The sequence below is a fragment of the Peribacillus sp. NPDC097224 genome (assembly GCF_044761985.1).
Classification (GTDB): domain Bacteria; phylum Bacillota; class Bacilli; order Bacillales; family DSM-1321; genus Peribacillus.
The window spans coordinates 300,172-319,923 of the sequence record NZ_JBIWDK010000003.1 but is presented as its reverse complement, the minus strand read 5'-3'; the positions used below and the strand labels follow the sequence as shown (position 1 = coordinate 319,923).

At 41.6% G+C, this 19,752-nt stretch carries 20 protein-coding genes; 12 read left to right on the top strand and 8 right to left on the bottom strand.

The genetic code is table 11. The features are described 5' to 3' along the window. Positions 1-6 precede the first annotated feature (6 nt). From ACIQXR_RS08255 to ACIQXR_RS08240, 4 genes are all read left to right on the top strand, one after another. Positions 7-873: a DegV family protein gene (locus ACIQXR_RS08255; RefSeq protein ID WP_402867762.1), complete on the top strand. Its 867-nt coding sequence runs from the start codon at positions 7-9 to the stop codon at positions 871-873. 68 nt (positions 874-941) lie between these two features. Then, positions 942-1,073, top strand: coding sequence for a hypothetical protein (locus tag ACIQXR_RS08250; protein ID WP_402867761.1), 132 nt, complete (start codon positions 942-944; stop codon positions 1,071-1,073). 126 nt (positions 1,074-1,199) lie between these two features. Beyond that, positions 1,200-1,691, top strand: a complete 492-nt coding sequence (locus ACIQXR_RS08245) for a YajQ family cyclic di-GMP-binding protein (RefSeq protein ID WP_402867760.1) — start codon at positions 1,200-1,202, stop codon at positions 1,689-1,691. A gap of 256 nt (positions 1,692-1,947) precedes the next feature. Beyond that, complete coding sequence (locus ACIQXR_RS08240; protein WP_402867759.1) at positions 1,948-2,811, top strand: SDR family oxidoreductase; 864 nt, start codon at positions 1,948-1,950, stop codon at positions 2,809-2,811. A gap of 207 nt (positions 2,812-3,018) precedes the next feature. On the opposite strand, the gene ACIQXR_RS08235 is transcribed toward ACIQXR_RS08240, so the two are convergent. The 4 genes from ACIQXR_RS08235 to ACIQXR_RS08220 all read right to left on the bottom strand — a co-directional run bounded on the left by ACIQXR_RS08235 (position 3,019) and on the right by ACIQXR_RS08220 (position 9,016). Further along, complete coding sequence (locus ACIQXR_RS08235; RefSeq protein ID WP_402867758.1) at positions 3,019-4,062, bottom strand: LacI family DNA-binding transcriptional regulator; 1,044 nt, start codon at positions 4,060-4,062, stop codon at positions 3,019-3,021. Positions 4,063-4,384: 322 nt separating this feature from the next. Then, positions 4,385-6,034, bottom strand: coding sequence for a glycoside hydrolase family 13 protein (locus tag ACIQXR_RS08230; protein WP_402867757.1), 1,650 nt, complete (start codon positions 6,032-6,034; stop codon positions 4,385-4,387). Positions 6,035-6,109: 75 nt separating this feature from the next. Further along, complete coding sequence (locus ACIQXR_RS08225; RefSeq protein ID WP_402867756.1) at positions 6,110-7,624, bottom strand: alpha-amylase family glycosyl hydrolase; 1,515 nt, start codon at positions 7,622-7,624, stop codon at positions 6,110-6,112. A gap of 138 nt (positions 7,625-7,762) precedes the next feature. Continuing rightward, positions 7,763-9,016, bottom strand: coding sequence for an extracellular solute-binding protein (locus tag ACIQXR_RS08220; RefSeq protein WP_402867755.1), 1,254 nt, complete (start codon positions 9,014-9,016; stop codon positions 7,763-7,765). 392 nt (positions 9,017-9,408) lie between these two features. Between ACIQXR_RS08220 and ACIQXR_RS08215 the strand changes: the two genes are divergently transcribed. Further along, positions 9,409-11,160 carry a glycoside hydrolase family 13 protein gene (locus tag ACIQXR_RS08215; protein WP_402867754.1) on the top strand — a complete coding sequence of 584 codons (1,752 nt, stop codon included), beginning with the start codon at positions 9,409-9,411 and terminating at the stop codon, positions 11,158-11,160. A gap of 47 nt (positions 11,161-11,207) precedes the next feature. On the opposite strand, the gene asnB is transcribed toward ACIQXR_RS08215, so the two are convergent. Then, positions 11,208-13,055 carry an asparagine synthase (glutamine-hydrolyzing) gene (gene asnB, locus ACIQXR_RS08210; RefSeq protein WP_402867753.1) on the bottom strand — a complete coding sequence of 616 codons (1,848 nt, stop codon included), beginning with the start codon at positions 13,053-13,055 and terminating at the stop codon, positions 11,208-11,210. A gap of 306 nt (positions 13,056-13,361) precedes the next feature. Here asnB and ACIQXR_RS08205 point away from each other — a divergent pair, with 306 nt between their 5' ends. Beyond that, the gene (locus ACIQXR_RS08205; RefSeq protein WP_402867752.1) at positions 13,362-13,928 is read left to right on the top strand and encodes a DUF2777 domain-containing protein; all 567 of its coding nucleotides are present in this window, start codon (positions 13,362-13,364) and stop codon (positions 13,926-13,928) included. Positions 13,929-13,997: 69 nt separating this feature from the next. On the opposite strand, the gene ACIQXR_RS08200 is transcribed toward ACIQXR_RS08205, so the two are convergent. From ACIQXR_RS08200 to ACIQXR_RS08190, 3 genes are all read right to left on the bottom strand, one after another. Continuing rightward, positions 13,998-14,342, bottom strand: a complete 345-nt coding sequence (locus tag ACIQXR_RS08200) for a YisL family protein (RefSeq protein WP_402867751.1) — start codon at positions 14,340-14,342, stop codon at positions 13,998-14,000. Positions 14,343-14,458: 116 nt separating this feature from the next. After that, positions 14,459-15,649 (bottom strand): DUF418 domain-containing protein, encoded by a 1,191-nt coding sequence (locus ACIQXR_RS08195; protein WP_402867750.1) that lies wholly within the window; start codon positions 15,647-15,649, stop codon positions 14,459-14,461. Between the two features lie 142 nt (positions 15,650-15,791). After that, positions 15,792-17,384 carry a long-chain-fatty-acid--CoA ligase gene (locus ACIQXR_RS08190; protein WP_402867749.1) on the bottom strand — a complete coding sequence of 531 codons (1,593 nt, stop codon included), beginning with the start codon at positions 17,382-17,384 and terminating at the stop codon, positions 15,792-15,794. A gap of 228 nt (positions 17,385-17,612) precedes the next feature. Between ACIQXR_RS08190 and ACIQXR_RS08185 the strand changes: the two genes are divergently transcribed. The 6 genes from ACIQXR_RS08185 to ACIQXR_RS08160 all read left to right on the top strand — a co-directional run bounded on the left by ACIQXR_RS08185 (position 17,613) and on the right by ACIQXR_RS08160 (position 19,591). Next, on the top strand, positions 17,613-17,834 hold the full coding sequence (locus ACIQXR_RS08185) for a spore germination protein (RefSeq protein WP_402867748.1): 222 nt from the start codon (positions 17,613-17,615) through the stop codon (positions 17,832-17,834). Positions 17,835-17,857: 23 nt separating this feature from the next. Then, a complete protein-coding gene (locus tag ACIQXR_RS08180) occupies positions 17,858-18,064 on the top strand; it encodes a spore germination protein GerPB (protein WP_402867747.1) in 207 nt (68 codons plus the stop codon). An 89-nt stretch (positions 18,065-18,153) separates the two neighbouring features. Next, on the top strand, positions 18,154-18,765 hold the full coding sequence (gerPC, locus tag ACIQXR_RS08175) for a spore germination protein GerPC (protein ID WP_402867746.1): 612 nt from the start codon (positions 18,154-18,156) through the stop codon (positions 18,763-18,765). Next, positions 18,755-18,934: a spore gernimation protein GerPD gene (locus ACIQXR_RS08170; protein WP_402867745.1), complete on the top strand. Its 180-nt coding sequence runs from the start codon at positions 18,755-18,757 to the stop codon at positions 18,932-18,934. The genes gerPC and ACIQXR_RS08170 overlap by 11 nt, the downstream gene beginning before the upstream one ends. A 6-nt stretch (positions 18,935-18,940) precedes the next feature. Further along, positions 18,941-19,360: a spore germination protein GerPE gene (locus tag ACIQXR_RS08165; RefSeq protein ID WP_402867744.1), complete on the top strand. Its 420-nt coding sequence runs from the start codon at positions 18,941-18,943 to the stop codon at positions 19,358-19,360. 12 nt (positions 19,361-19,372) lie between these two features. Beyond that, positions 19,373-19,591, top strand: coding sequence for a spore germination protein (locus ACIQXR_RS08160; protein WP_402867743.1), 219 nt, complete (start codon positions 19,373-19,375; stop codon positions 19,589-19,591). Positions 19,592-19,752 lie beyond the last annotated feature (161 nt).

Sequence of the window (19,752 nt, the reverse complement as noted above, 5' to 3'; positions counted from 1 at the left end):
TGTATTATGGCTATCACGATTCTTGCGGATAGTGCATGTGACTTGCCATTGTCTTTCTATCAAGAAAACAATGTAACATTGATCCCCCTACAAGTTCATTTGGATGGGCAAAATTATGAAGACATCGTTACCATTAATTCTAAGGAGATTTTTCAAGCCATGCTTGATGGTAAGGCTCCAAAAACTTCACAAGTTTCTCCGGAACATTTCTTGGAAATATTCACGGAGTTTGCCAAAGAAAAAAAACAGGGCATTTATATTGCCTTTTCCTCTGAACTATCCGGAACGTACCAAACAGCCGTTATGATTCATAACCAGGTGAAGGAAGAATACCCTGATTTGGACATAGAGATCATTAACTCGAAATGCGCATCATTAGGTATTGGCATGGTCGTTGAACAAGCTGCCAAGTTAGCTCAGAGTGGAGCTTCTAAAGAAGAAATTTTAACACATATAAATTTCCTCCTCAAGCACATGGAACACCTATTCACGGTAGGTGACCTTGAATACTTGGCGCGTGGTGGACGTATATCCAAAACATCTGCCCTTGTTGGCGGGTTATTAAACATTAAACCGCTACTAAATGTGGAGGATGGAAAACTCGTTCCTCTTGAGAAGATTCGCGGCAAAAAGAAATTAGTGAAAAGAGCGATGGAATTAATGCATGAGCGTGGCATAAATCTATCTACTCAAACAATTGGTATTGTTCACGGCGATGACGAAGAATCCGCATTGGAATGGAAAGAAGTGATTCAACATGAATTTGGTACGACAAATTTCATGATCCATTCAATCGGTTCAGTAATCGGGGCACATACCGGTCCTGGTACTGTAGGTATCTTCTTCTTAAACGATACCCCTGCGAAATCATAAATATGCATACTCCCTCTTATAATTGCGAACAATACATATTGATCATGAATATGAAGGGAGTTTTTATTATGTCACACACTAAAGATAACAATAAAAGACCCGAAGATAACCAAGCGAGAAACGCCGAAAAAAACATTGCCTATCAGGAAAATCTTAAAGCGGGAAAACATTCCAACTCCAAAAAAACAGATCATAAATAACGGGGGACATCCCCCGTTTTTTCCTGTATCCCCTTGACAAAGTCCACTTGCTTAACAGAATGAATGGTTGTCTTCCTTACCTATCTTCTCTATAATAAAAGAAATAAAACCTGCTGGAGGTAAGTAATGGCAAAGGAAAATTCATTCGATATAGTATCCAAAGTAGATTTTTCGGAAGTGACAAATGCTGTAACCATGGCAATGAAAGAAATACAAACGCGCTATGATTTCAAGGGCAGCTTAAGTACGATTTCCATCGATAAGGAAGACCTCGTTTTGGTTTCTGATGACGAGTATAAACTTGATCAATTAAAAGATGTTTTAATCAGTAAACTTATAAAGCGTGGGGTTCCCGTCAAAAACCTCGATTACGGGAAAATAGAAGGGGCTTCCGGCGGTACTGTCCGTCAACGCGCTAAACTCATTCAAGGTATTGATAAAGAACAAGCAAAGAAAATCAACACCATCATTAAAAACAGTGGGTTAAAAGTCAAAAGTCAAATTCAGGACGACCAAATTCGTGTTACCGGAAAAAACAGGGATGACCTGCAAGGCATCATCTCTGCCATCCGTGGAGCTGAATTATCGATTGATGTACAATTTCTAAATTACCGCTAAACTAGTAAGCCCACCCTGATAGGTGGGCTTTTTTCATTTAGTTGAAGGCACAAGGTGCCCGTTTCCCCATGCCCATTTCCCCCTCCATTCCTCCCCATACACCCTATCTGGATATCTCACACACAACGCCTTCACATTTCTATTCAAACCGATGTATCGATTCCAAGGAGTTGTGAGATGCTATTCTTGCTCTTATGTTTAAGCAATTCAAAAATAAGGAATATAAAAAATACAATAAAATATAGGAGGGGTAATCATGACAAACCAAAATAAACAAGGGTTTCCACCACAACATCAACAACATCAACCCGGAGTAGAAACGAAGATGGATCCGAATCCTGAGTCTGTAAAATCGGAATATAAAGGTAGTGGGAAATTAAAAGGAAAAACAGCGATTGTAACCGGCGGAGATAGCGGCATTGGTAAATCGGTCGCCATCTATTATGCGAAAGAAGGAGCCAATGTAGTTGTAGCCTACTTGGATGAACACGAAGATGCAAAGAAAACTAAGGAATTAATCGAACAAGAAGGACAAAAATGCTTGCTACTTGCAGGGGATATCGGTGATGAAACGTTTTGTCAGGATATCGTCAAGCAAACAATTGAAGAATTCGGCGGGTTGGATATCCTTGTCAACAATGCCGGCGAACAGCATGTGCAAGAAAGCCTTCTCGACATATCAGCCGAGCAGTTGGAAAAAACATTCCGAACTAATATCTTTTCCATGTTCCACTTAACGAAAGCCGCCTTGAAGCACTTGAAAAAAGGGAGCAGCATCATCAATACAACCTCAATCACAGCCTACCAGGGTAACCCAAAGCTAATCGATTACTCATCAACTAAAGGCGCCATTTTAGCCTTTACACGCGCTCTTTCGAATTCCATTTCAAAAGATGGCATTCGAGTGAATGGTGTAGCGCCAGGTCCTATCTGGACACCGCTTATTCCTGCTTCATTCGGTGAAGAAGATGTGGCCAAATTCGGACAAAATACACCTATGGGCCGAGCAGGACAGCCGGAGGAATTGGCACCTGCCTATGTATATCTAGCAAGTGATGATTCCTCTTACGTCAGTGGACAAGTCATCCATGTCAATGGCGGTTCAGTGGTAAACGGTTAATAAAGTAAGATCCAGGGCAGCGGATTCCATTTAGGAGATCCGTTGCTTTTTTCGTTCTAAGGAAGGATTTAGAGAGTATCCATTTCCTGATAAAGTGCTTGTAGAAACATAACTTGGACAGTCTGGAACCGGTTTCCGTTCAATCAAAAGCGTCCTCAATACCAGGAAATTCATAAAGGAGCATTGTGACACACAATGCTCTTCCCTTTAATAATTCATGACCAACGATTCTTGCTTTAAAGGTCGGCAGGAACTTCTTTCCACAAACTGATGGGGTATGATGATTCCCCCCGGCTCTGCTCCCTTTTGTAACTTTTGGATGATCGATTTGGCTGCCTGATAACCCAGATCAAAAATGTTAATATCGACAGAAGTTAGGGCAGGTAGTGACATTTCAGTGAAAAGAACGTTATTAAAGCTGACAATTGATATCTCTTCAGGAGTGCGTATGCCCATCTCCCTTAGTGAATGGACAAGTCCAAGTGCCATTAAGTCATCACTGACGATTAAAGCGGTCGGGGGTTCCTTAATGGATAGCAACCTATTTGCTACTTCCAGTTCCCCATTATGTACAAAGTTCTCAAGTATCGTATATTCACTTCTTGGAACGATCCCAGCCCTTTTTAATGCCCGTTCGTATCCAGATAGGCGATCGAGTGTCATCACAGACTTTATATCCCCACCGATGAAACCGATTCTTTCATGCCCCAATTGGATTAGATAATCTGAGGCCTGTTCAGCCGCCAAGACGTTATCATTATCCACATATGATATTTCCTCGATAAAATCGTACGGCTTTCCAATCATGACAAATGGAAAATCCCTTGATCGCAAATAAGTAAGGATATGATCATTCATCCTTGAATACATCAGGACGATACCATCTACCATCCCCCCCTGGACCATATTCACGATTCCTTCATAAATCTCATTCTCCGTTTTTCCCGTGCTTAGCAATAGCGAATATTGTTTTTCCTGAGCCCCTTCGCTAAGTCCTTGCAAGATTGTTGAGAAAAATGGATTTTGATATATGACATTCGATGAACTTGGTAAGACCAACCCTATAATTTTCGTTGATTGGTTTGCTAGGCTGCGGGCAATGAAATTTGGGTGATATCCCAATTTCTCCATCGCTTTACGCACGCGCACTTTCGTTTTCTCGCTAATTCGAGGATTATTTGCAATCACTCGAGAAACTGTTGAAGGTGCTACATTCGCCAGTTGAGCTACATCTTTAATCGTAATAGCCATGCATTTCCCGTCTCCCCTCATCGTATTACAGACTTTTTGGACAACTTCGTGTAAAGTCAATAAATACTTTTCCAATATATTAAATAAATATACAATTATATGTATCTATCATACACTCAACTCAATGCTTATATCCATTACTTTTTTTAAATTTTCTATTTTTTTCAGAAAATATCAGTTTTTAGAGTCAGCCTTCACTTTTATCATAAAAAAGAGAGTTGATTTTAAATCAACTCCTTCATTGAAACGTATGATTTGTTTAGAGAAGAGGACAGAAGTCAGACGACTAACTACAGTAGCACCAACGGCTACATAGCTTCAACTAATGATGGTAGACCCTCACCTCGTAAGGACGCAAATGAATCTCACATTCGTCTTCCACATTGTCATAATTTCCCAGTAACAGTTCCATATTCCCCCAATCAGATATATCGATGGAATGGTGATTCGTACTGAAATTGCATATGACTTTCACTGATTCACTATTCATTTTTCTTGTATAAATATAAAGTTCACAATGATTTTCCCATAATAAATCATATTCTCCATAAACTAAAACCTGGTACTTCTTACGGAGATTAATCATCTTTTTGTAAAAATGGTAGATGGATGAAGGATTATTCCTTTGCTCTTCCACATTGATTGCACGGTAATTGGAATTTGCTTTCATCCAGGGTGTTCCTTCTGTAAACCCTCCATGCTCCGTATCATTCCATTGCATGGGTGTACGTGAATTGTCCCGACCGTTATGCCAAATGATCTGCATGATTTCATCATGTGAACGTCCCTTGGAGGTTTCAATATGATAAAAGTTTTTCATGCCAATGTCATCATAATCATCGATAGAGTCGAATTGTACGTTTGTCATCCCAATTTCCTGCCCTTGATAAATGAATGGTGTCCCTTGCATAAAAAAGTACAATGCACCAATCATTTTCGCACTCTCCAACCAATATTGATGATCATTTCCCCAAGTGGACACACTTCTCGGCTGGTCATGGTTTTCAAAAAACAAAGCATTCCAGCCTTTATTCTGAAGTCCCTTTTGCCATTTTGTCATGGTCCTTTTCAGTTCATAGACGTCGACATGATGATCATGTCCCCGATTCCATAGGCCCAGATGTTCGAATTGAAAAATCATATTGAACTTACCGTTTTCTTCCCCGACCCAATCATCCGCTTGTTCAATCCTTACGCCATTGGCTTCACCAACCGTCATGATATCATACTTCGCAAAAGTTTCTTCCTTAAGCTCTTGAAGGTAATCCAATATCCCTTCCTGATTGGTATGCATCTCAAACGCAGGGACATATTGATGCCAATACGGATTGGGCATATCCGGCAACCCCTCACGCTTGTGAATATGGGTGATGGCATCAATCCGGAAACCATCGATGCCCTTATCCAACCACCATGTCACCATGCTGTATAGAGCCTGCCGGACTTCTTTACATTCCCAGTTTAAGTCCGGTTGTTTCTCTGCGAATAAATGTAAGTAGAATTGTTTCGACCTTTCATCGAATTTCCAGGCACTTCCTGAGAATATACTTTCCCAATTGTTAGGTTCCCTACCATCCTTGCCGTCTCTCCAAATATACCAGTCTCGTTTCGGGTTATCCTTTGAAGAACGCGACTCCACGAACCAGGGATGCTCATCACTAGTGTGGTTAAGCACCAAGTCAAGAATCACCCTCATGCCACGTCGGTGTACATCGTCCAGCAATTGTTCCAGGTCCTCCATCGTGCCGAATTCTTCTGAAACCGATTGGTAATCACTGATATCATATCCATTATCTGCGTTGGGGGACTTATAAAACGGGCTAATCCAAATGACATCGATCCCAAGTTCCTGCAAGTAATCCAGTTTGGAGATCAATCCCCTTAAGTCCCCCACTCCATCTCCATTGCTATCCATGAAACTGCGGGGGTAAACTTGATAACAAACAGCCTCTTTCCACCAGGTTTTGCTCATGCTGTAGCCTCCCGTTTCTGTATTCCACAAAGCCAAGGGACATTGTTTTGCAGCCAAAAATCGAGAGGTACATGGTTAGTTTACTTGATTCCTTTTTGAACGTTTAATGACCAAAGCAATGAAAATGGCAAAAATGACAAGGACCAACCCGATAATGATCAAATAGGGAGTATTGATGGTCGATTTAGATGCAAGAGTGTAGACTTCCGTTGACTCCCTGTCGATTACGATCGAGTAGCCATTATCCTTACTACGAACCAAATCTCCATTCAGCATACCTCTCAACTCTTTGTTCTCATCAAGATCCTTTTCACTGAGATTAATCGTTTGCGTTTTGGTTGTATTATTCATGGCCACCACCATTGTTTCGTCGCCATACACACGTTTAAAAACCGCCGTACCGCCCTTTTGGTACAAAGGCTCCATATCCCCTTTTGATAATGCAGGGTACATCTCCCGAAGATCGGAAAGCTTGGTGATATACTCCACTAGCTCTTGCTCTGTCTTAAAATTCATCAATTGATGATTGGTCGGTGCTTCATCACCATTAAGGGCGATTTCCGATCCATACATCACGATGGGTACACCTGGAGTGGTATACATATAGGATAAGGCCATTTTCCATCTTGCCCCAGGGTTTTCATTATGATCGGCAGCATCCTTGGTGAAACGGGGCATATTCTGGGTATCCATGAATAAAGCCTGTGTACCGCTCGTTCCGATAGCATTGAAAACAGGTGCCAGATCCTGATCCGGTGCAGCGAATGCTTTTCTCAGTTCAGCATTTTGTGGGTAATCCATGAAAGCATCGATTCCCGTTTCCTCATATCCTTTTATCAAATCCTCATTGCCTTGGACATCGCCAATTGTATAGAAGTTTGATTTTTCAGACTTGACTGTTTCAACAAACTCCTTCCAAAAGTCCTTTGGAACGTGTTGAACTTGATTTAGTCGATACCCATCAATATCCGTTTCTGCAATCCACGACTTGGCAACATCCAACAAATATTCCCGAGTTTCCTGGTTATCTTGATTTAAGTCCGGCAGGCCATTCACCCAGCCGTTTTCCATGTTCTGCTGATTGCTATCCTTGGAAATGTCCTTTTTTTCGTGAAACCAGTCTTTTTTATCAGGTTCGTTTAGCCAAGAATGATTCTTCCCCACCTGATTAACCTGAAAATCAACAATAACTTTCATCTCGCGGCTATGGGCCTCATCCACGAGCTTCTTGAATTCTTGTTTCGTACCATAATGTTCATCCGTTTTATAAAAATCCTTCACCCATTCCCCGTGGTAGCCATTATCCTCATTAGCAAAAATAGGTGATAGGATGATAGCGGTATACCCCATATCTTTAAGGTAATTTAACTTGTTCGTGACTCCTTCGAAATCTCCTCCATTAAAAGCTGAAGGATTCAATACATCTGCATCCCCATTGTTTTTAGGATTTCCATCAAAAAATCTGTCTATCATCAATGAGTATGCGATTTCATCCTTCCATGTTCGTTGTTCTTTTTCAGCTGCTCCTACAGGAATGGCGTAAAAAAGAAGCAACGGAATTAAAGCGAGTGATAACACCCTTTTTTTCATATCCGCTCTCCTCCTAGCTATCTCTTTACGCCTTTAAGATTAGCGTTTTGCCCTCTTGACGTCAAATCCATATTATAAAATTTTTTACACAAAAGAGATAAAATGGAGAGCGGTTGAAAGTGGGGCATATTTGCCGTTTCATTCCTCCTGGTAACTTTTTTCGATCTTCTTTACGGCTTCATCCAAAGCGGCTTTCGGTTTGGCTTTAATCGCCGTTATGTCCTGCATCGCGGAATTCATCGGTCCCCAGACTTTATTCATTTCTGGAATATTCGGTATCGGTTCTGCGTATTGTAATTGTATGGCGATGGCTTGTGCCCTTTCACTATCTTTTATTGCCTCATGCCCTTTGATTGTTTTTATAGGGGAGATTTCTCCCGTTCGTTCAAAACGGAGCACTGCATTTTTTTCATTTGATACATATTCCACAAATTTTGTAGACCAATAGGGATATTTGGTGAATGCGGTAATATGCCAGCCCTGTATTTCCATGATTGTTTTCATTGGCTTTCCATTTGGCAATTGGGGCATCGGAGCGACGCCGACATTCTTCCCATCCATCCATGCAGTTTTTGAACTCATGATGGAGGCTACCTTCCCCTCCCTAAACATTTTTTCCATATCTTCTTTGTCACCCTCTGGGATGGCACTCGCTTTATACCATTTTTGAATGAAATGCGCACCTTTCACTGCACCTTCATTGTTCAATCCTATATCCAAAGGATTTATTTTCTTCTTATCCCGATCGAATACATACCCTCCCATTCCCGTCATAATTCCATATGCATCATAGAAATCGTTCCATTCAGCCGCAAATCCATACTCCTTACCTGCCCTAGCCTTTTTTGCTTTTTTATACAATTCATTCATCGTGTCCGGGACCTTCGGCATCATCTTCTCGTTATACACCAAAACGGAAGTAACAGCAGACTTGGGCAGCCCAAATAGTTTTCCCTGATACATTTCGGCGAATATGGAAGCTTCTAAAAAGGCATCTGTAACTTCATCATTCACCTTGATTTCCTGTATCAGTCCCTCCTCCACTAGCTGACCTATTTTTTCATGGGTAAGTGTCACGATATCCGGGGATGTCCCGATAGGCCCATTTCGGCGTAATTGTGTGTACATCCCATCGTTCACTTTTTGCTCTTTATATTCCACTTTGATTCCATATTCTTTTTCGAATTCCTTCAGGATCGGTTTTAGGGCTTCCCCTTTATTCTCCTCTTCCCAAACAATCAGTTTATCCGGCTTTTTTTCATTCGTGGTTTCTTTTTCTCGCGGCATCCTTTCCTTCACCACTTCATTTTCCTTATCTGTATTGGCATCACAAGCACTTCCGATAGCGATAAAGATGAGGGACATGAGTAAATAGATCATCAACTTCTTCACTTTTATTCTCCTTTTAAAAATGTTTGATTCTATCATGTCCCAAAGCTTCGAATTGTTTACACCACCGTTAGAAAATCGAAAGGAAAGAACGTGGATTCACGATGAAAACGATATCAATCTTTATTGTTATCATTATATGAGAGGACTCAATTTTTACAACATTTTCCTTTATCAATTTTATTTCTTAAATGGAAGCGTTCTATTTCATATTTTTTAAGAACCAGGTGCTTTTTTTATATAAAATGGGTATATAATCAAAATGACTGGATAGTTTTTGAAATATTTAAATTTTTTAACTTTTCATCAGTACATAAGTAATGTCCTCTCAATCTCCAGTCTTAAAGTTCATTCAGCTTTCAAAATTAACCTGACTAGAATTGGAGTGGTTTTCTATGGAACGTTCGTCCATCCAGCACCGGCCTACAGACAATTTTGCTTATAGCATCGATGCAGAAACTCTTCATATCCGCCTTCGTACAAAAAAACAAGATATTTCTTACGTTGGACTCCTCTTTGGAGACCCCAATATACTTGATGAAGGTCATTGGCAGTATGAACAAGCGCCCATGTACCTTTCTGGCAGTGATGGTCATTATGATTACTGGCATATTTATGTGAAGCCACCTTACCGGAGAATAAGGTATGGATTTAAGCTACAATCGGGTGAGGAAGAACTCATTTATACGGAAAAAGGTTTTTTTGATGAGGCTCCTGATGATACAGGCTGTTATTTTGCCATACCTTATCTTCATCGAAATGAAGTGTTTAGCGCGCCTGAATGGGTAAAAGAAACAATCTGGTACCAGATCTTCCCGGAAAGATTCGCGAATGGAAATCCCGATAATGATCCTGAAGGTGCAAAGCCTTGGGGCAGTGAAGAACCGAAAGTGGACAACTTTTTTGGAGGGGATTTCGAGGGGATCCTACAGCATCTTGATTACTTAGAGGACCTCGGCATCAATGGCATCTATTTCACTCCCATTTTCCACGCCCATTCCAACCATAAATATGACACGATCGATTACATGGAAATCGATCCCCAATTCGGGACGAAAGAGGACTTGAAAACCCTTGTGGAAGAATGCCACAAACGGAATATCCGTGTGATGCTCGATGCCGTCTTTAACCATAGCGGCTATTATTTCCCTCCCTTTCAAGACCTCCTTGAAAAAGGTGAGGACTCAGAATACAAAGATTGGTTCCACCCCCACGGCTTCCCTTTAAAAGGAGGAGAACGTCCCAATTATGAAACATTCGGTTTTTTTGAATCGATGCCCAAATTGAATACAGCCAATCCTGACGTCAAAAAATACCTTTTGGAAACCGCCGCTTATTGGATTAAGGAGTTCGATATCGATGGCTGGCGACTTGATGTTGCCAATGAGGTCGATTCACCGTTTTGGCGGGAGTTCCGGAATACGGTGAAAAACATTAAACCTGATCTATATATTCTCGGGGAAATTTGGCATGATTCCATGCCATGGCTAAGAGGCGACCAATTCGATGCAGTCATGAATTATCCATTTACCAATAACGTGTTCCGCCTCATTGCTTCGCAAAAGATCAATTCCCGGCAGTTTATTGAAGAAATGACGGCTGTCTATCACAGCTATCCGACCAATGTATTCGATGTCACCTTCAACCTTCTTGGAAGCCACGATACACCACGGATTTTCACAGACTGCGGGGAAGATGTGAATAGGGCAAAGCTCATTCATGCCGTTCTACTGACGTTCAAGGGCAGTCCCTGCATCTATTATGGAGATGAAATTGGCTTAACTGGCGACCAGGATCCCGGTTGTCGAAAATGTATGGTCTGGGAGGAGGACAAACAGAATCGCGAACTCTATAACGAAATCAAAGAATTGATTGCTTTACGGAAAGAGGAAGGCTTGCTTGCAAATGAAGGCCATTTCGAATTCCTTGAAAAGATTGATAACACAAACATCGTCGCTTATCGAAAGTTCAATGAGGCACGCTCTGTTGTCATCCTTCTCAACCCGACAGACCGGTCACAGTCTTATACACTCCCATTTGACGTAAAGGAGGACTCAATGATTGATATAAGAACGAAGGAAATCGTGAAGGAAGACCATTCTGAATTGGGTGGCTATCAATATAGAATTCTTGCATTTGATCACTGAAGCAAACGAAAAGGGGCAAAGCGTACAATACGCTGAGCCCCTTTTTTTCAATCAATGATTTGGATATCATATTGTTTGAACCACACATCTATTTGAGCCAAGTGGGCGAGTAACTGAGGACCTGACATTAATTGACCGAACCAAGGGACCTTAAAGGCGGCGCCTTTCGAATCAACTATATCGGTCATTTTCTGTTGATCGAATAACTCGTGAAGAACCGAACTTTTGTCAGTCAGGATATCTTTCAACCACGTCTGAACTCGATCAGTGTAGACAGGGTTATGTGTCTTGGGATACGGGCTTTTCTTGCGGTATAACACTTCATCTGGCAACATCCCTTCTAATGCTTTACGTAATATCCCCTTCTCCCGGTTACCGGTCATCTTCATTTCCCAAGGGATGTTCCAAGCATATTCAACAAGTCGGTGATCCGCAAACGGAACGCGCACTTCAAGGCTTGCACCCATACTCATCCGATCTTTCCGATCGAGCAATGTTGTCATGAACCATAATAAATTTACATAGAATAGCTCCCTGCGCTTAGCCTCTTCCCCACTTTCCCCTTCTAATCTAGGAGTTTCCAGAACCGTAGTCAAATACGCATCATTTGCATATTCCTCCAGTTTTAATTTTTCATGCCAGCCCTCTTTCAATAGCGATTGCCTTTCACCAGTCGACCTCATCCAAGGAAAACCAGTGCGATTTAAATCATCGGCACGATGAAACCATGGATAGCCGCCGAAAATTTCATCCGCACATTCCCCTGATAACCCCACCACGAAATCTTGTTTTATTTCTTTGCAGAACCAAAGCAAAGAGGAATCGACATCCGCCATTCCCGGTAGGTCCCGGACTTGGACAGCTTCGATTAAATAGTCGGTCAGCTGCTCTTGAGTAATGACGGCAGAATGATGCACGGTGTTGAATGTATCCGACATCTTTTTGATCCATGGTCCGTCAGAGTTAGGCTGGAATTCATTTGCCTTGAAGTATTTTTCATTATCTTCATAATCAATGGAATACGTATGAAGCCTTCCTTTGCCTTCATCCATATAGGCATTCGCTGCTATGGCCGTAATCGCACTTGAATCCACCCCACCTGACAAAAAGCTACAGAGCGGAACATCGGAGACGAGTTGCCTGGTCACGGCATCTTTTACTAGAAAGCGTACTTTTTCAGATGTCTCATCTAGTGAATCACGATGTTCCTCACTCTGAACATTCCAGTATCTCCATATTCTCATCCCTTTTCTTGATAAAGTAAGGGCATGGGCCGGCCTTAATTCTTTAACATCATGAAAGACACCAGAACCCGGCGTCCTGGATGGGCCCACCCCTAATACTTGGGCTAAACCTTCCCTATCAATTTCTGTTTTGACATCAGGATGGGCTAGAATGGCTTTTATCTCAGAACCAAAAATGAACCCGCCTTTCCTTTCAGCATAGAAGAAAGGCTTAACTCCCATTCGGTCCCTTCCAATGAATAATTTCTGTTCATTTTCATCCCAAATGGCAAAGGCGAAAATCCCATTGAACAATTCGACGCATTTTTCTTTCCATTCTATATAAGAAGTTAGTAAAACTTCTGTATCAGAATGCCCCTTAAAGGAATATCCTTTTAATAATAGCTGTTTTCGAATGTCTTCGGTGTTATACAATTCGCCGTTGTAACAAAGGGTATATCTTCCGTTTCCATGTTCCTTTGTCATCGGCTGTTTTCCACCCTCTGCATCGACAACTGTTAATCTTTTATGACCAAAGGCGACGTGGGTATCACTCCATACATTCTCCTCGTCTGGACCCCTCTTAGCCAAAGTTTTCGTCATCTGTTCGAGTGTTTCAGTTTCCGTCCGTAAATTCTTTTGAAAATGCACCCAACCTGTAATTCCACACATCACACTTCACCCTTTCCATCTGGACGATCAAATCATATAGCCTTCTGCCTTTTAAGCAATTAGGTATCCATATTTATGTTCCGGCTTCAAATCCCAGCATCGTTACAGCACCATTCCGTGGAAGCCCTTTGCCCCCACCCTTGTTGTGACAAAATAGAGTGGGAAAGGAAGGCATCCCTGTTTAACATAGCCTATGCAAAGATGGAAAGTTGGTTATTTGTCCATAATATTTAAAAATATACCGTTATATTTTCATTGGATTTTGACTAAAAAGTAGGTGAGGATTCCCCTATTGGAGGTATAAGCATGAGTCAGCAACATCGAACGAAGTTAATGAACAGACAAACACGAGCGTTTACCGAAGGAACTGTGGAAAATATCAATCAGCAATGGATCTTTTTTGACGATGAAACCGATGAGGCATCATCGATTGAAGATCACGTTCAGAGCATCATTGAAGTTTATAGAGGGGGAAGATGGCAGCAGGGCATATTGGAAGCGGAGGGGAAAATCCACCTTCACAGGGATTTCACTTTCCTGAGGGACAATGAACCCATAAGGATTCGAAAAAAACTATTATATTCGTTTGAACGTTTATTGGAGGAATTGAACGATGATTCTTTTTTCCAGTTTGTCACGACCCTGAATTCGCTGGACTTCTCTATTTATGATTGTATATATAGCTACAATCAGCTCACTTTTTTAAGGGAGCTCACCAATCAATCCGGCGTGAATTTCTTCACTTTTGATAACGAGACCCAAATCTGTCTCGTCCAGCACCATTTTTCCTATGGTAAAAAGGATCATGACCGTTTTGAATTCACCCTTAATACAGGGAAACGGATCATCATCGAAAAAGTGAATTCCCACTAATTCCTTGTAAAGTTTGCATACAAAAAAGGACAAATGAGATGAAACCCATTTGTCCTTTTTCAATCATGATTAAAACAAGTCAAAACCTTGTGGTAGGGATAATCCTAGATAAAGGACGAATATAAAAGCAACGACGAATAATGCCCACATCGCGCTTACAGCTTTTCCTTTTTTCCTACGGACCAATACCATTTCCATCGCGGCAATCACGATGATTCCTACAATCATTTTCACTGCATATGCACCAAAGTCAGTAATTAGCATTCCACCTGTAAGGAAAATCAAAAGGAAGAATACACGTGTGATCATGTGCATCATTTTGGCTTTCGGGCTTCCATTTTTAAGCATGGAATATGTTACAAAGAAAAGAATGATTCCGATAACCCAAGTCGTTATGTGTAAGTGAGTTCCCATTTACTTGCCCCCTCTTTCAATATCCATTTCATCATAACATAGGCTTTTACATAAAAACAAAAGGAAGGTGCCAGTATCTCGCTCAAATAAGGCAGTTTTGCGAACATTCTTCCCCCTCACTTATCATTCCGTATCATAGCGGGCTTTTTGCCATACGAGACATATCGCCATACAAATTCCACCGGACCGAACCGGAATCGCTTCATCCACAAGAAGCTTAGCAAGACTTGTATAGAAAAAACAACGATCATCAGGAGAAACCCTTCCGTATAAGTCACTTTCCCGTACAACCCACAACCATATGAATAAAAAATGAATGTACAGACAATCGATTGAAATAGGTAATTGCTCATCGACATCCTTCCTACCAAAGCTAAGGGATATAGCAACTTGTAAGCCCACGCCTTTTCAACCAACAGTGTGATTGCGGTAATATAAAACATCGTCAGCAGCGGTCCGCCAAAGTAATCCTGGATGAATGTCGTCCCATAATCGTAATCCGTCACATACGGTAGGACCTTGATCGCCACCCCTGTTAACAGGCTTATAATCACTATCTTCCTTATTGGCCGTTTATAACGGGCAGGATTTTGAAGCCATCCCTGCTTGGCTACACCAGCTCCAATTAAAAAGAAAGGAAAAATGGAGAGGAAGAGGAAGATGACATTCGTTGGACCATTAACCATATACCAGTCTGCCATTCTTTGTCCCGTCACTTCCATAAAAGAACCCGCAGAATATATCTCTTGGGATTGTTTGATTAACTCGACCTCATTTTGAATGTCCATCAATCCACTATCCACAAAGCTCATAATAAGGAAAAAAAGCCCGAACACGCCGAAAGGAACAATATATAAGAACGATCCAAGCCAAATCAGATACTTCCCTTTCCATTTATAGAATAATAAAAACGCAAACCCGAACATTGCGTAATTAACAAGGATGTCTCCATGCCAAATGAAAAAGGCATGTATGCACCCTACCCCTAATAAAAAGCAAAGGCGCTTTGTAAACAGCAAAGGAAACGAGATGCCTTTATCTTCACTCCGTGTAGCCAAGATAACGGACCCAAACCCAAACAAACATGCAAACAAGGGGTAAAAACTCGCCTGGGCGATAATATCGCTACCTATGTACAAGATACGGTCCCAGCCTTCATCCCAATATTCAACACCACTACTATACAAGATGGGCGTATGAAACGAAGGCATATTCACTAAAAAAATCCCTAAAATGGCCAAACCTCTTAATAAATCAATGCTGGCAATCCTTTTGCTTTCCTGTAAAGGGGCCATTGCAGTTTTCATCATTTCACATCCTCATTCACTAATTACTCCATTATAAATGAGCCTGGGAAATTTAGTTGTATATTTATTCCTTTCCCAATCATAAAGGCTGACAAACGACTAGAAAAAACGCTGCTCATTATAGAGCAGCGCGGACCATCTTTTAATTGACGAATCTTCCCGTTTTCCCTTTAGCTTCCCAATAATCATTGCGAAGATGGATTTTCTGGATTTTCCCCGATGCCGTTTTTGGCAACTCCCTTACGAATGAGACGCTGGTCACTGCCTTGAAATGGGCTAGTTTTTCTCTTGTGAAAGCTAGAATATCGGCTTCCGTTAATTGAACGCCTGGTTTTGGCACGATGAAAGCATGTGGCGTTTCCCCCCATTTTTCATGAGGGACCGCGATGACTGCCGCTTCTAGGATGCCCTCGTGCTCATATAAAGTCCCTTCCACTTCAATGGATGAGATATTCTCCCCACCGCTTATGATAATGTCTTTCTTGCGGTCTACGATATCTATATTCCCATCACTATCCATGGTCGCCATATCCCCTGTATGCAACCACCCATTTTTCAACGCCTGCATCGTGGCCTCTTCATTTTTCCAATATCCCAACATGACTCCATGACTGCGAACAATGACTTCACCGACATCAACCCCGTCACGCGCTACTTCTTCACCATTGTCATGTACCACTTTAACCTCACTGCCTATGGAGGGGTAACCGGCTTTCGCCTTCATTTTGTATTTTTCCCTTTCTGGAAGTCCATCGAATTCAGAGCGGGGTACCGAAAGCAAACTCATTGGAGTGGATTCCGTCATGCCATAGATTTGGATGAACTCCCACCCCAATTCTTTTTCCACCCTTGTGACAAAGGCCGGCGGGGGTGCCGAACCAGCCACGACGATTCGAATTTCCTGTTCCAGCTTCGGTACATTCTTTTCATAATATTGGAACAATGAATTAAGGACGGTTGGCGCCATATGCATGATGGTTACCTTATGTTTCTCAAGCGCCTTGAATATGGAATTTGGTGTTGTTTTTCTTAAGCAAACTTGCGTCGCACCATTGGCCGTATAATAAAAAGGGGCACCCCACCCATTCACATGGAACATTGGCAGGACATGCATATATGTATCGCGGTCATTGACCCTGAAATGGTGCATGGCACTAAGGGCATGTAAATAGTTATTGCGGTGGGTGAGCATGACCCCTTTAGGGTTACCGGTTGTGCCGCTTGTATATAAGAGACTCGATACGTCATTCTCATCCACTTGTTCCCGATGGAAGCCTTCTTTGTCAAACCGCTCCAGCCAGACATTGTAATCGATTTCATTTGTATCGCTTGCTTTATAGTGCACGATGATATGCTCCACTGATTTCAGCTGGTCCTTAACCGATGAGATAAGGTGATACAAATCCTGATCCACAAAAAGGACCCTTGATTCACTATGATTCAAAATGAATACATAATCCGCCGGCGTCAACCGAATGTTCAAAGGCACCATTACAGCCCCAAGCTGGAACGCCCCATAAAAACCTTCAAGCATTTCAATCGAGTTCGGTGCAAGATAAGCCACTTTATCCCCTTTTTTAATCCCAAGGTCACTCAATCCATGGGAAAGCTGGTTGACCCTTCCATTCAGCTCCTGATATGTCAGGACCTTATCGTCCCCGATAATCGCTTTCTTGTCAGCATAAAGTGAAGCTGCCCTGTCCAGAAAATGTGATAGCACTAAAGGCACATTCATCCAATCACCCCTCATTGAATTTGTTTGAAAATTATGAATTTATCATTATATTACCATATTTGTATATCGTTTACCAACACCAAACATCACATGTTTCTAAGCTGCTAAGGGATAGGCAATTGAATCACATCAATAAAGGAAAATCATAGAATACAGTGAAGCATCCATTCAAAATAGACTTGCTGCTTGTAAATAAGGGATAAACCAGAATAAAAAAGGGTGATTTTCATGCCGGCCATCGTAGGAGTTATTCAAGTGATCAATGTCGGGAGCAGTGGCGTTGTCCATATTGGCGACGTTTTTAAGATCAGCCCATATTCCGCTTCAAAAACGTTTGCAGGTGCTGGCTCTTTTAATACAGGCGAATCCATTTCACTTTACAACGCTTACAGTACCACTAACACAAACGATTCAGATGGTGTCGATCAGCCAGTAGCATTAAACCTCTAGCATTTTTTTGAAAGGAGGACATCATGATCTTCAATATCCACCAAACGATCCAAATCAATATGATAAAAATCGAAAGCATAACCAATTCATCTGTTTTTCAAATAGGGAGTGCCGGAGTGATTAAGCCTTACTCCACCTTAGCCAATACAGGTGGATTCACTGAACCCGCTCCAATGCTTGAAGATGATATGGTCCCTGAGACTAGCTTCGTCCCATTTAGCCCTCCCTAATCCTAATCCATAGGCATTCACCTACATGAGGCAATTTCATATACTGCCATATATGAAGTTATCATTAGGTGAAGGTGAGGTGTTTAATCGTGAATCATGATTTATATTCGTACTCCATACAAATGCAGCGATTTCTTGAAGCCCAGGATAAACGAATTATGAAGCTTGAACACGAACTCAAACGCCTGACAGATGAACTTGCCGAAATGAAGAATAAACCCCCAATCCACGTGGATAAAATTGAATATAAATTTGATCAGTTAAAAGTCGAGTCATTAGACGGAACGTTGAATATCGGTTTGAATCCTAATGATTTAAATAATATTGATGAATTCGCTGTCAACAATCAACCCATCCAACCTGCCCCTTTTCTATTTCCAGGCCGTGAAATTGTCGCTCAGGAGATTTATAATGATATTCTTTCAGGATTGGAGGATATGATCCGTGATACGGAAGGCCAGCTTCAGATCACATTGGAACCCTCATATCACGACTTCATGAGACAGGATGTGGAACGCCAGCTTCATCAGCGTATCAATATGTACTTTGACAATCTATCACATGCTGAACGTGCACCTCAGCAACGAGATAATGTGAAAGAAAAGATCACGGAAAAAGTAAGATCGGATATTCAAACAGCATTGATACAATTCATTACAAACTCACATTCCGAGACAGGAGGAAATCCAAATGGAGTTTAATGTAACAAACCATCAGTTATGTGTCGGTGATATTAACGTGACGGGGGTAGCGAGTTCCGCCTTATTCCTCATTGGGGACGTACAAACCATCCAGCTATCATCAGCATTCGACACTCCCCCCGAATCACTCATCATCGGACCATTCGTTCCACTCACTCCAAAAGGATAAAATCAGATGTTCACAAGAATATCGAAAGTAAAGTCTTTGTCAGCCAAGACCGTCACATTTTCATCCAACCTGCAAATTGGAGACACTGCTTATATCGACGGGGCCGCCAAAGCATTGGCAGTCCAGAAAAAAAGTGATAGCTTTTCCGAACTGGAACCCGATTTCAGTGATTATGAAGTCTTTACACGTCCTTTCTATATCCCGAGGATTTCTGAACCAATCGCGACAACATTCTCGAATCCCAACCCCTTCATTCGCGTTGGGAATGTCGATATCATCGGGATATCTTCATCTTCTATCGTAGGCGTAGGAAACGTAGGTCATATCCGCATGGAATCAAGGATTAAACACATCCGTCAGATTCCGAGGAAAAACGATGAGGCAGGAACAGGCGATAATACATCAGATGGAACAGAAACTGTATAAAGGAGAAATCATATGCCAGCCATTGTAGGTCCAGTACAAATATTTAATGTCGGGTCAGGAAACCTCTTATTCGGGGATGCGGCCGTCATTTCACCGAAATCCGCCAGCAAGTCCGTCACCGGCTCCGGCTCATCGAACACAGGTGCATTCGTTTTTACCGCCAATGGTCTGAACGGAAGCAACGTCCTTGATGTTAATGGGGTAGATCAGCCTATCGCCGGAAATAATTAATGCATGGAAGCCTCCTATTTCTAGGAGGCTTCAATTTGTTGAATTGATGATTTTATTAATAAAGTTTAATAGTGATGTTTCTGTTATATTAAAAAAATATAGATGATGAATGAATTATGAAATGATACACGTTCAAAGGCATTTATCCCTCAGTGATATCA